The 12,368-nt window shown below is 30.0% G+C and carries 14 protein-coding genes and 1 pseudogene; all 15 read left to right on the forward strand.

From position 1 onward, the window contains the following. The first annotated feature begins 5 nt into the window (after positions 1-5). The 15 genes and pseudogenes from ACI48Q_RS15390 to ACI48Q_RS15460 all read left to right on the forward strand — a co-directional run bounded on the left by ACI48Q_RS15390 (position 6) and on the right by ACI48Q_RS15460 (position 12,355). Positions 6-767: a M28 family metallopeptidase gene (locus tag ACI48Q_RS15390; RefSeq protein WP_474920001.1), complete on the forward strand. Its 762-nt coding sequence runs from the start codon at positions 6-8 to the stop codon at positions 765-767. Between the two features lie 44 nt (positions 768-811). Beyond that, complete coding sequence (locus ACI48Q_RS15395) at positions 812-1,531, forward strand: creatininase family protein (protein ID WP_474920002.1); 720 nt, start codon at positions 812-814, stop codon at positions 1,529-1,531. Position 1,532: 1 nt separating this feature from the next. Beyond that, positions 1,533-1,997, forward strand: a complete 465-nt coding sequence (locus ACI48Q_RS15400) for a GNAT family N-acetyltransferase (protein ID WP_474920003.1) — start codon at positions 1,533-1,535, stop codon at positions 1,995-1,997. Between the two features lie 9 nt (positions 1,998-2,006). Next, positions 2,007-2,612 carry a GDSL-type esterase/lipase family protein gene (locus tag ACI48Q_RS15405; protein ID WP_474920004.1) on the forward strand — a complete coding sequence of 202 codons (606 nt, stop codon included), beginning with the start codon at positions 2,007-2,009 and terminating at the stop codon, positions 2,610-2,612. Between the two features lie 16 nt (positions 2,613-2,628). After that, positions 2,629-3,384 carry a Nif3-like dinuclear metal center hexameric protein gene (locus tag ACI48Q_RS15410; protein WP_474920005.1) on the forward strand — a complete coding sequence of 252 codons (756 nt, stop codon included), beginning with the start codon at positions 2,629-2,631 and terminating at the stop codon, positions 3,382-3,384. Between the two features lie 480 nt (positions 3,385-3,864). After that, positions 3,865-4,428, forward strand: coding sequence for a cupin domain-containing protein (locus ACI48Q_RS15415; protein ID WP_474920006.1), 564 nt, complete (start codon positions 3,865-3,867; stop codon positions 4,426-4,428). 483 nt (positions 4,429-4,911) lie between these two features. Continuing rightward, positions 4,912-5,781 (forward strand): AraC family transcriptional regulator, encoded by an 870-nt coding sequence (locus tag ACI48Q_RS15420; protein WP_474920007.1) that lies wholly within the window; start codon positions 4,912-4,914, stop codon positions 5,779-5,781. Between the two features lie 278 nt (positions 5,782-6,059). Continuing rightward, positions 6,060-6,608 (forward strand): GNAT family N-acetyltransferase, encoded by a 549-nt coding sequence (locus ACI48Q_RS15425; RefSeq protein ID WP_474920008.1) that lies wholly within the window; start codon positions 6,060-6,062, stop codon positions 6,606-6,608. Between the two features lie 173 nt (positions 6,609-6,781). Further along, positions 6,782-7,057: pseudogene (locus ACI48Q_RS15430) on the forward strand (GNAT family N-acetyltransferase); the annotation flags it as partial. A gap of 38 nt (positions 7,058-7,095) precedes the next feature. Further along, on the forward strand, positions 7,096-7,503 hold the full coding sequence (locus ACI48Q_RS15435) for a GNAT family N-acetyltransferase (protein WP_474920009.1): 408 nt from the start codon (positions 7,096-7,098) through the stop codon (positions 7,501-7,503). 270 nt (positions 7,504-7,773) lie between these two features. Then, entirely contained in the window at positions 7,774-8,481 is a 708-nt protein-coding gene (locus ACI48Q_RS15440; protein ID WP_474920010.1) for a LytR/AlgR family response regulator transcription factor, read from the forward strand. A gap of 18 nt (positions 8,482-8,499) precedes the next feature. Continuing rightward, complete coding sequence (locus ACI48Q_RS15445) at positions 8,500-9,810, forward strand: sensor histidine kinase (protein WP_474920011.1); 1,311 nt, start codon at positions 8,500-8,502, stop codon at positions 9,808-9,810. Positions 9,811-9,926: 116 nt separating this feature from the next. Continuing rightward, positions 9,927-10,853, forward strand: coding sequence for a M48 family metallopeptidase (locus ACI48Q_RS15450; protein ID WP_474920012.1), 927 nt, complete (start codon positions 9,927-9,929; stop codon positions 10,851-10,853). Positions 10,854-10,915: 62 nt separating this feature from the next. Continuing rightward, positions 10,916-11,839, forward strand: coding sequence for an alpha/beta fold hydrolase (locus ACI48Q_RS15455; protein ID WP_474920013.1), 924 nt, complete (start codon positions 10,916-10,918; stop codon positions 11,837-11,839). A 12-nt stretch (positions 11,840-11,851) separates the two neighbouring features. Continuing rightward, complete coding sequence (locus ACI48Q_RS15460; RefSeq protein WP_474920014.1) at positions 11,852-12,355, forward strand: GNAT family N-acetyltransferase; 504 nt, start codon at positions 11,852-11,854, stop codon at positions 12,353-12,355. The last annotated feature ends 13 nt before the right edge of the window (positions 12,356-12,368 follow it).

The following is a 12,368-nucleotide window of genomic DNA, read 5'->3' on the forward strand; positions in this document are numbered from 1 at the left end:
AGAATATGGAATGTAATAAAGAAAATTTAATAAGGTATGTAAAGGGATTATCAGCTATAGAAAGCAGGCATTATCTTCATAGTGGAAATAAAATTGGGGAGCAATATATAAGTAATGAATTGAAGGCCATAGGCTATTCTGTTGAGAAAGATTTATTTAACTATGAAGAAAAGAGTTACGATAATATAATAGCTAAGTTAAATAATAAAGGGAATAAAAACTATATAGTATGTGCTCACTATGATTCAACTTCAAAAGATGTTTCTGCTCCAGGAGCGGATGATAATGCATCAGGAGTAGCGGCAGTTTTAGAGTTAGCAAGGATATTAAAAGATATAGATTTAAAAGTAAATGTTGAATTTATACTCTTTAACTTAGAAGAAGCTGGAGGTATAGGGAGCAAGCATCTTGCAAAAATGTATAAGGAAAGTGGAATAGAGTTAGAGGGGATTATGAACTTAGATACAATAGGCACTTGGCAGGGAGATATATCAGAGGAATATCCATTAACTTATGTAACTGATGAGAATTCAGAAGATTTCATGAATTCTATAATAGCACATATGCCACTTACTTTGAAAAAATGTAAGGATATGTGGACAGATGACCATGGCTCATTTTGGCAAGTTGGCTATAAGGCAATTGAGCTTACGGAATTAGGAGTAACACCGTATATGCATACTGGTGAGGATACTTATGAAAAGTTAAACTATGATAATATAAGTAGAATTGTTAATGGATTAGAAGTATTTTTTAAGGCTCAGTAAAGTGAGTTAATCATTAATATTAATTTTAATTATGGAGGAAAAATATGCACGGCAGAATAATTGAACTTACTCCAAGTAGATTAAAGGAGATTTTGAAGCAAATACCAATAGCTTATGTGGCTGTTAGTCCAATTGAATGGCATGGAAGCCATCTACCTTTGGGGACAGATGCCATGAGAGCTCAATGGGTAGTGGAACAAGCATGGAGTGATGTAGGAGGAGTGTTATTGCCTACAGAATATTGTGGAACCGATGGTTTATATAATAAGGATGGGGATAACTATTGGTATTTAGAAACTGTGGCAGAGGAAAAGCTAATAGGAAATTTTTTAATAGATGAATTCCATTTTTCACATAGAGTAATAAATTTAGTTGAGAATGTTAAAAGAAATGGATTTAAGCTACTAGTTATTTGTACAGGTCATTTATCACCGCAGCAGATATCTCTTCTGGAAAACATTGAAGAAAGATATAAGGATGATAATTTCAATGTGATTTTATGGCACTCAGAGAAAATAGCTTATCAAAATGAACTTACCACAGAAGATTATTTACATGCAGGTGTAGAGGAAACTAGTGAGATGATGTATATTGCGCCACACCTCGTCAATGTAGATAATTTAGGAGAACAGGCTAGCGATAATAAACTAGGCCTTGTAAAGGGGTTAAAACATCAAATATCTAGTGAACTAGGAGAAAAGCGTATTTGTTATGAAAGAGAACAACTAATAGAGCTAATTAAAAATATATTGGAGGAACTATAAAATGAAGCTAGAATTTAGAAAACCTACAGAAATGGATTCGATAGATATTGCAACTTGGAAATTTGAAGGAGAATACTCCTTTTATGATAATGACAAGACTGAATCTAAAAAAGAATGGGCAATGAATCTTCATAAACAAGAGAATGCCTATGCTATATATAATGAAAATAATGAGCTAATAGGAAACTGTTGTTTTGAATTTGATGATGAGGAAGTTTTATTTGGAATTCAAATGAAACCTTCATTAACAGGAAAAGGTATGGGAGCAAAAGTAGTAACAGCTATCTTGGAATTTGGAAGGGAAAAGCATAAATTTAATCAGATATCTTTACTGGTTGCTAAATTTAATAAAAGGGCTATAAAAGTTTATGAAAGATTAGGTTTTGTGGTTAGAGAAGAGTTTACGTGGTATGTAAATGGTGAAGAAAAGGAATTTTATGAAATGAGGAAGGTATGGGAAGACTAGGTGGGAACTATGAGGAGTTTCTTTGTAATAGGAGATAGTATATCAATACACTATGGACCATACTTTAGAGAAATGATAAAGGGTAAATTTAACTATGACAGGAAAAGAGGGGTAGAGCATGCTCTGGTGGATTTGGATAAATCAGTTGGAGCCAATGCAGGGGATAGCAGAATGGTTTTAGCCTATCTGCAAGAGGAGAAGGACTTAGGAAGGACATATGATATTCTAGCAATAGGCTGTGGAATGCACGATCTTAGAAGAGATAGAGAATCTAATGATATTCAGATTGAAATAAATAAATATAAAAGCAATTTAGAGGAGATTATTGAAATCTCGAAGGAAATCTCAAATGAAGTTATATGGATATCCTTAACACCTATCATTGATGAAATTCATAATGCAAGAAAAGTTGGAGTTTTACGATATAGTAGTGAGGTTGAGAAATATAATCAGGTTTCAAAGGAAGTTATGGAAGATAACAATGTGAAAATTATAGATTTATATAACTTTACTAAAAGCTTAGGCAGCGATATTTATTATGACCATGTGCATTTTAAACATGAAGTTAGAAGATTACAAGGGGCATTTATTGCAGGATACTTAGATTCAATATAAAACTGGAGGTAAGAATATGCTAGTAAAAGATTTTGAAAAATTTATTATAGATGTATTTACGAAAGAAAAACTAAAGTTAGTAGAAGGAAAAGGAGAATATGGCTTTACCAATATAGGGAGAGATAATATAAAAAAAATAGGGTATTGTACTAACCTAACTCCAGATTCAGCTAAAGAAGCAGTTATTAATAAAGTGGATTTATTAATAACTCATCATGATGCATGGGAATGGATAGATGGAATGAAGAAACAGGCGCTTGGTATATTGAAAGAGAATAATATATCTCATTTTTATGTACATGCTCCCTTAGATGATGCTGAGTTTGGTACAAGTGTTTCATTACTTGAGAAATTAGGCTTTAGAATCATAGAGAAGTTTGCACATGAGGAAGGATTCTATAATGGAAGAGTAGGAGAAATAGATGAACCTATAAGTCTTGAGGTTTTAACAGCTAACATAGAAAATTTATTAGAGGAGCCAGTTCGTGTTTGGAAAAATAATCATAAGAAAATTAAGAAAGTAGGAGTTGTAACAGGGGCAGGATTCTCAGCTATTGATATGAAGGAAGCTGTAGATTTAGGATGTGATGTATATTTTACTGGAGAAAAGATATTGTATACAATTCAATATGCAAAACAGGCAAATATAAATCTTATTGTAGGAAGTCATACCTTCACTGAAATTTTTGGAGTGGAGAGTTTATGTGAGTTACTTAAGGAAACTTATGAAGATATTGAAGTTGTTAAGATAAAGGAAGAGCATATTGAATAATATAAATGAGTTATGAAGTAACTTATTTAGTGAATTGCACCAAAGGTGCAGAGAATTGTGCCATAGGCACAGAGAAGTGTTCACTTCGTTCACAGTGAAGTGCTCACGTTGTTCGCAGAGAGTTGCTCTCTGACGAAGTCAACCCTCTGCGCTAAATGCGTACTTTACTGGCAAAGCCAATTTGCATATATAGAAAACGATGATATTTTAAATGTATATGACACTATAGATTTATATATAGTAAGAAAATAATGTATTTATTGATTAATGATGTGTTGAAAAGTAAAAAATAGTTATTTATAATCACATAAACATGATTTTGCTAAAAATATGATCTTAAAGATTATGGACTTATGTAATTTATGAATTTTTTGATTTAACTATCATGATCTCGAGTCATATCATTTCTGTGAGCCGAAGCACATTATATATAGAGAAGACATATGATAATGTTATAAGCAATTAAAAGGAATTAAAAATATGTACGATGATTACAAAAAACATTCGCCCTCTAATTGTGGGTATAACACACGCTTTTCAAATCAGTGTGATAATCAGTATACACCTGTTACTGATGAATCACATTATGATTCATGGTTTTTTAATTCTTTGCGATTTGCAGAGAATAATTATTTAACTGATTTAAAGGATTATGGACCAGAACCTTTTGTAATTGATATTAATGAAGCTACTAAGCAAAACAATGCTTTTCGTACTACTTTATGGACAGGAACCCATTTGCAACTTACATTGATGAGCATTAATGTTGGAGAAGATATAGGTTTAGAAATGCATCCCGATGTTGACCAATTCATACGTATTGAGGAAGGAGAAGGGATTATTAAAATGGGTAATAGCAAATATAACTTGAATTTTCTAAGAAGAGTCTATGATGATTTTGCTATTGTTATACCCGCTGGTAAATGGCATAACATAGTCAACACTGGTGATAAGCCACTTAAATTGTATTCTATTTATGCACCACCTCAACATCCCCATGGTACGATTCACAAAACTAAAGCAGAGGCAGAAGCTGCTGAATAAGGCATTATCTACTTATCAAAAGAACCTATCATAAATATGTAAGGAGTTTTCTACGTTACTGAAAAATGAATAATTTTGAATACTGCACTGTTCAAGTTTGAACTTTGCAGTATTTTTACGTGGTAATTTAAATAAAGGATGGGGAAAGTATGTATTTTAGATACAAAAACAATTTTTCAAAAGCTGAATAATATTGCATTTATATAGTAATTATCCCATAATTAATCATAATAAGTATTACTAATAGCAAAAGAGAATTAATAAGTGTAAATATGTTAGATTTAAATTTATCACAAATTATGTCTATGCAAAAAGAACTGCAAGAAAAGAATATAAGCAGAGATTTTATGCTTGAGCACAAGGATTATTTACGTAGCAAATAAATCTATAAACTGTATATTAGATATTTAGACAAATGAAAGCAAGGTAGGATAGGAAGTAACAGTTATATTTTAGTACAATTTTTACATGGAGGTGAGAGAAATGAATTTTATTCAAAACTTGCAAAGGTCAATAGATTATATGGAAGAACACCTATTAGAACCAATTACTTATGAAGATGTTGCAAAACATGTCTATATGTCAAGCTATCATTTTCATAGGACATTTAGTTTAATGACTGGTATTACAGCAAATGAGTATATTAGGAATAGAAGATTATCTATGGCTGGTCAGGAACTATCTATATCTGATATAAAGGTAATTGATATTGCTTTAAAATATGGTTATGATTCACCTGAAAGCTTTACAAAGGCATTTACCAGATTCCATGGTATTACACCGAATGTAGCAAGACGTGCAGGGATGAAATTAAAATCTTTTAATCGCCTTCTCATTAAAATAAAATTGGAAGGTGGTACTGTTATGGACTACAGAATTGAAAAACGAGAAGAATTTAAAGTATTGGCTAAGGTTAAAAAGTTTAGAAATGAGTCAATTTCGGAAGAGGGAAATACTGAAATTCCAGACTTTTGGAAGGTATGTGCTGACAATGGTATATTTGATGAGTTAAAACAAAACACTAGTAAGTATGATGTTTATGGAGTTTGTGCACAAATATCAAAAGAAAGTACACATTTTAACTATGGTATTGGTATGGAATTTAGTGGTGGCAATGTACCAGAGGGGTATACTATCTGGGATGTAAAACCTACATTATGGGCAGTATTTAAATGCATTGGTGAAACTGGAGATTGTATAGGAGAAACATGGGAAAAAATCTTTTCGGAGTTCCTTCCAAGTTCAGAGTATAGTATCCTTGATGATACTGATTTTGAATTGTATTCAGAAGATCTTGAGGCAGATTGCTTTTGTGAAATATGGATTCCTGTTGAGAAAAAGACATATGTATAATTGCCATTATTAGTATGAACTATGAGTATAGGCTTTGCTTAACTAATAGGATGTATTCTTTAAAATGTAGTAATTATAAAAATGAATAAAGTCTTAAGATACCGTAGTATTCAGAAAAATGAATTCTACGGTATTTATAAATTTGAATTAATTATAATCTAAACAGGATTGGATGAGATCACCTGTAAATTATGCTATAATTATCCTTGGATGATATTAGGATATTGATAAGCAAAATGAAGGTTTTAAAATAACATATATTTTGAGGAGGAAATGATATGTTAACTGGGAAATGCGTTAATCTCAGATTGATTAAAGATGATGATATACCAGAAATGCTTGATTTAATGAATAACTTATGTCACAGAGGGGATTATCTGGGAGTTGAGCTCCATCATGAAATGAAGATAAAAAAGTATTACTCTGATGCAGGATTTTGGGAAAATAATTTTGGAAGAATGCTAATTATCGATAAGTCAAGTCGACTATTGGGAGCCATTACGTTCTTCAAAGGAGTTGGAGATAGCGAAGGCTATGAAATAGGCTGCCAGATTTACAGAAAAGAAGATAGAGGAAAAGGCTATGCTACAGAAGCCATCAAGCTGTTTTGTGCATACATATTTGAACTTAAACCAATACAAAGGCTGCAAATATGTACAGTAAAGGAAAATGTAGCAGCAAGAAGAGTGGCTGAAAAATGTGGTTTTGTCTTTGAGGGAACTATGAGGAAAGCGTTTTTCGTAAGAGGGAGATACTATGATTTGGATTTCTTGTCAATTCTAAGAGAAGAGAGTGCTCCACTATCGAATGTATTAGTCATAGAATAATTTATTCATAATACCGTATTATTCAAATGAATTTTATGGTGTTTTTGTTTCGCTATTCAAATAAAGGATGAAGGAAATATATGTCTTAAATACAAAATTAATGTTTTTGAGAGCTGCATTCGTTGAAGAATTGGTTGATGTAATGATGTTCTAAGGATAGCTTAGAAGCATGGAAAAATTCTAGCATTTCACTTGTAGCTGTTAAAGGAGATAGAATAATTGGACTAGTAAGAGGGTTTACAGATGGTCATATAACTACTTTTATAACAGAGCTTATAGTGCATAAAGATTATAGAGGTAATGGCATTGGAAAAGCTTTATTAGACATTTGTCATGAGTTATATCCTAGAACAAGAATAGAATTACTTGCAGATGAAGAGGTTTATGAGTTTTATACCAGAAATAAATTCAGAAATATTATGGGCTTTAGAAAAAGCTATGAACCTTAGAGAAAAGACTAATAGTAATAGAAAGTAGGAAATTTACAATGAAATTTCAATATGCAAAAGAAATAAATTATGAATATATAAAAGAAGTAGATAAACATATAGTGGAAGAGTTAATATTAAATAAAATTAGAAATAAAGAAATTATAATAATTAAGAATCAGGATGATAGGAGTATAGGATGGTTAAGATACAACTATTTTTGGGATAATACACCCTTTATGAACATGCTCTATATTGATGAAAATTATAGAGGTAAAGGATTAGGAAAAGAAGTAGTAGGCTTTTGGGAAGATGAAATGAAAGCTAAAGGGTATGAATTAGTTATGACGTCTACCTTATCTAATGAAGAGGCACAACATTTTTATAGAGCATTAGGATATAGAGATTCAGGTAGCTTATTATTAGAAAATGAAGCCTTAGAGATAATCTTTACTAAAAAGTTATAAGCTGATTTAATAATAAAATCATAGCTTAAGAGTTGTATAAAAATTTTATGTTTTATTCTAATATAGTGTTGATAATGAAATAGAATAGTTAGAGTATAATTTTAGTAGGCAATAAATTACAAAAAATAAGAGATAGGATTATAGAATTTTGTACATAAATATGAAATAAATTAGGAAGATGGGATACTTTGTAAATAGTTAAATTGCGAAATCCTATTTGAAAATCATATGTGCTTTTAGAAGGAAAATAATGCGAAAGGCAGTGATTTAGTGAGAATTGCAATTTGTGATGATGATAAGCTATTTCATAGTAATTTTAAAGAATACTTGGAAAAGTATTTCTTTAGTTTGGATATTGTTATTGATACCTATGAGTCGGGAGAGGAATTACTTAAAGTTTATAATAGTAAAAAAGTATACTATGATTTAATATTTCTTGATATGGAGATGGACAAGATTAATGGCATTGATACAGCAAAAGGAATAAGAAATATTGATGAGGATGTGATTTTAATATTTTTAACAAGTCATGTAGAGTGCGCACCAGAGGGGTATGAAGTCAATGCATATAGATTTCTTACAAAGCCAATTAATGAGATAAAATTAATTAATGCTTTAAAAGATGTTAATAGAGAATTTATTAAGAATAAAAAGCTTATTATAAAAGATGGGCATGATGAAGTCCTTATTAAAATTAGAGATATCTTATACATAGAGGCAAAAAACAATAACATATCAATAAATATAAAGAATCATAATTTCCTAATAAGGAAAACTCTCAATGAAATAGAAGAAGAACTAAGTAGTGATATGTTTTTTAGAACTCATAGAAGTTATTTAGTAAATCTAAGCTATGTCCGAATTTATGATAATAAAGAAGTTCAACTTGAAAATGGTGAAAAAATTATAATAAGTAGAAATAAAGCAAAAGAGTTTAAGAGTAGCATAATAAATTATATAAGAAATTATGCAAAATAAGGAGAAAAGATATATAAGATGATTGATTTTTATAGTTATTATGGGGGTCTATTTGTAACAATAGTTGTAATAATTATACTTAAATATATTTATGGGGAAAGTATTGACCTTGGAAAAGAGAAATGGATAATCATAGTAATAAGCTATTTAGCTATTGATTTTATTATTAGGAGATTATGGATTGGATACGGTGGAGTTGAACTGGCATTTATAATACCTAGTACTGTAATATTTCTATCAAGAAAAAGAAAGCGTATTAGGGGGATGTTATTAGTATTTCCAGCAATTTTTACTGGGATGATTCCTTATTGTATAGCTAGCTTATTATTAATAGTAATTTCTAATAAAGAACTTTCAGTAATAAACAGTAACATATATTTTAGTATCTTAGCTGATGCGTTAACAATAATAGGATTAGTATATATTATTCGTGCTAGAAAAGGTTTTAAGGATTATTTTATTCTTAATATTTGGGACAAGTTAATGATTATGTGTAGTTCAATTTTAGTGGTAACTTCACTTTTAGGTCTTAATGAAATGAGAATTAACAAAATATTGGGAGATTATGAAATAGGTGCTTCAATCTTTGTATTAGTAGCAATGATTATTCTTGTAATATCTACAGTAATAGCTATAACTAAAAATAAATCAATAAATTATTATAAAAGTATTGTTAAAATTAACGGGCATTATATGGAGGCTCAGTTAAGGCACTTTGAGGCGTATAAGCTGTCACAGCGAGAAACAAGAAAAATTAAACATGATATGAAAAATCATATGCTATGTATTTATGAACTCTGTAAAAGAAAAAAATATGATAACCTTAGCCAATATATAGATAATTTAGGAGAAATCATTATAAATACTGATACAGATTTATGCAGCGGAAATGATATAGTAGATGCCATAATAAATGAAAAGAATACCATAGCAAAGGAAAATGGGATTAATATTAATATTGACGGTGATTTTGGAATAATAGGTAAATTAGCTCCTGTTGATACAGTTATTATTATTTCTAATGCAATTGATAATGCCATAGAATTTTGCAGTAAACTACCAGATAAGATTGACAAGTATATAAATATATCTGTTAAAAGGGATAGAAATTATATGATTATAATATTTACAAACTCAGCTGATAAAGAACCTCTCATTAAGGATAATACAATTAAAAGTAATAAAGGTGATAATTTAAATCATGGATTTGGACTTGAAAATATGAAAAATGTAATTGGAAAATATAATGGAGAATTACTTATTAGTTGTGATGAGATAATCCCTAAAAAGTTATATGAATTCAAATTAGAAATGATCCTTCTAATTTAAAAATACATTTCACACCTTTTCAAATGCATTTCACCACTGACTTTATCTTTTTTGATTTTACGATGATAGAATGTGAATAAGAAAAGGATTATGAATAGTTATGAAGGAGTTTTATTATGAATTATATTGAAAATGAGAATTGTGTTGTATTAAGCAAGAAGGAAATCAAGAGCTGTAGGCACAAAGCTGAAAGACGTTGGTATAGGAGATTGGTTTTCCTAAACTTATTAATGGTGATAATAGTTGTTGGGAGTTGTATAGGAAACTTTGATAAAAATATAAAAAGAGCAAATGAAGAAATTTTAACCTTTCAGGAGTATCTGAAATCCACTGAGGAAACAGAAGCCCCCTTGTTGAATGAAGAAATACCTGTAGAGGTAAAATGGTTATTCATTGGGGTTATTATGTTGGTTGCATTTCCATTTGCTATAAATGTCTTATATGCTGCTTCGAGGGCCAAGGCAATTAAGATTACTAATAGAAATTTTCCAGAAATATATGATATTATTATTGAACATTCTAAGAAATTAGGACTTAAGAAGGTACCAGAAGCTTATGTTGCTCAAGAAAATGGTTTAATGAATGCATTTGCGGGATTTATTATACGTAAGCAATATATTCAGATTAATGCAGATTTATTTGAAATAGCCTATAGAGAACATCAAGATATAGATTCAATATCTTTTATTATCGCTCATGAATTATCCCACATAAAATTAAGACATGCCACTTTGTGGTATAACTTACCTATCCTTTACGCAAGTGGGTTACCTATCTTTGGTTCAACAGCATCAAGAGCAAGAGAATATAGCTGTGATAGACTTGCTCAAAAATTAACAGGTATAGATGGAGTAGATGCAATGATGGCTTTAATGGCAGGAAAACATTTATATAAGCGAGTTGATGTTGAAGATTATATAGAAAGCACTAAAAATGTTAAAGGATTTTTTGTATGGTGTTATAACTTAGGTGCAAGTCATCCTATAATGACAAAGAGAATTAGAGCATTAATAGCTAGAGAAGGTAGTGGAAAATTGTATTAATGTAGAAAACTTATATGATAGATAAAGTTCTTAATATTAATAAAAAAGTAAGGGGTGGCTATATGGTTAATATGTTAGAAAAAGTTAAGTTAGGTGGAGTTAATCAGTGGATATTAGCTAAGGGAAATAAAGAAGAAAATCCAATACTTTTATTTTTACATGGTGGACCTGGTCTTCCAATGATGCCTCTCTATCAATATTTTCAAAGTAAACTTGAGAATGAATATATTGTAGTTCATTGGGATCAAAGGGGAACTGGGAAATCTTTTTCAGAAGATATAAGTCCATACTCAATGAATTTATCACAAATTCTATTAGATGCACATGAATTAATTTCTATATTAAAAGAACAATTTGGAAAAGAAAAAATATATATAGCAGGTCATTCTTGGGGAAGCATACTTGGTATTAATTTAATTAAATTTTATCCAGAGGATTTTTATGGTTTTATAAGTGTTGGACAAATTGTAAATTTCTTAAAAGCTATGGAACTTAGCTATGACTTTGTTTTGAAAGAAGGAAATAAGCAAGGGCATAGAGAAGTAATAGGGGAACTTATTGATATTAAAAAGCTAGCTAATAATGATGACTTAAGAATATCTACCATATTAAAGCATGTAAAAAATTTTGGTGGCAATATGCATAATGAAATTAATTTCTCTCAAATAACAAAGCAATGTAAGATATATACAAAAGAAGATCTGAAAAATATATCTAAGGGATTAGAGTTTTCGGAGAGGTATTTATGGAATGAAGTGATTAATACAAATATAATGGATAAAATTGTGGATATTAAAGTCCCAATTTATTTTTTGTGTGGAAAATATGATTATGTAACACCAAGTGTTCTTATTGAAGAATATTATAATAAGATTAATGCACCTGCTAAGGAAATAATTATATTTAATGAATCTGCACATTACCCATATATTGAGGAACCAGATAGATTTTCAGAGGAAATAATTAAAGTTAAGGGAATTAATTAAAAGGTGAAATATGTGTATAAAATTCGTTATGCAAAGGTAGAGGATGCAAAGGCACTAGGAGAGATCCATAGCAAGTCTTGGAAAATAGCCTATAAGGGAATAATATCGGATGAAATATTAAACAGCATAACTTCAGAAAAAAGAGAAGGATATTTCGAAAGAGCACTATTAAAACAGTGGGAGGAAGATGCCTTAATATTTATACATGATAAGGCTGTTGGTTTAATATGTATTGGTAAGTGTAGAGATAAAGATGTAGATAACTCCTATGGAGAGATATGGGGCATATATTTATTACCAGAATTTTGGAATAAAGGTATAGGCTATGAATTAATAAAATGGGGAATGAAGGAGCTTAAAGATAGGAATTACAAAAGAGTTACTCTGTGGGTACTTGAAGAAAACTTAAAAGCACGGAGATTCTATGAAAAAGTAGGATTTCACCATGATGGAACCGTAAAGAAAATAATAATTGGAGAAAGTTTAAATGAATACCGCTATGTAATAGATATCTAGAAGAAGATAGATT

The organism is Clostridium sp. LXY-7 (assembly GCF_056172015.1).

Coding starts and splice junctions, on each gene's coding strand:
- ACI48Q_RS15415 (WP_474920006.1), top strand. CDS start 3,865: ATGTACGATGATTACAAAAAACATTCGCCCTCTAATTGTGGGTATAAC.
- ACI48Q_RS15455 (WP_474920013.1), top strand. CDS start 10,916: ATGGTTAATATGTTAGAAAAAGTTAAGTTAGGTGGAGTTAATCAGTGG.
- ACI48Q_RS15390 (WP_474920001.1), top strand. CDS start 6: ATGGAATGTAATAAAGAAAATTTAATAAGGTATGTAAAGGGATTATCA.
- ACI48Q_RS15450 (WP_474920012.1), top strand. CDS start 9,927: ATGAATTATATTGAAAATGAGAATTGTGTTGTATTAAGCAAGAAGGAA.
- ACI48Q_RS15420 (WP_474920007.1), top strand. CDS start 4,912: ATGAATTTTATTCAAAACTTGCAAAGGTCAATAGATTATATGGAAGAA.
- ACI48Q_RS15435 (WP_474920009.1), top strand. CDS start 7,096: ATGAAATTTCAATATGCAAAAGAAATAAATTATGAATATATAAAAGAA.
- ACI48Q_RS15395 (WP_474920002.1), top strand. CDS start 812: ATGCACGGCAGAATAATTGAACTTACTCCAAGTAGATTAAAGGAGATT.
- ACI48Q_RS15405 (WP_474920004.1), top strand. CDS start 2,007: ATGAGGAGTTTCTTTGTAATAGGAGATAGTATATCAATACACTATGGA.
- ACI48Q_RS15445 (WP_474920011.1), top strand. CDS start 8,500: ATGATTGATTTTTATAGTTATTATGGGGGTCTATTTGTAACAATAGTT.
- ACI48Q_RS15425 (WP_474920008.1), top strand. CDS start 6,060: ATGTTAACTGGGAAATGCGTTAATCTCAGATTGATTAAAGATGATGAT.
- ACI48Q_RS15410 (WP_474920005.1), top strand. CDS start 2,629: ATGCTAGTAAAAGATTTTGAAAAATTTATTATAGATGTATTTACGAAA.
- ACI48Q_RS15400 (WP_474920003.1), top strand. CDS start 1,533: ATGAAGCTAGAATTTAGAAAACCTACAGAAATGGATTCGATAGATATT.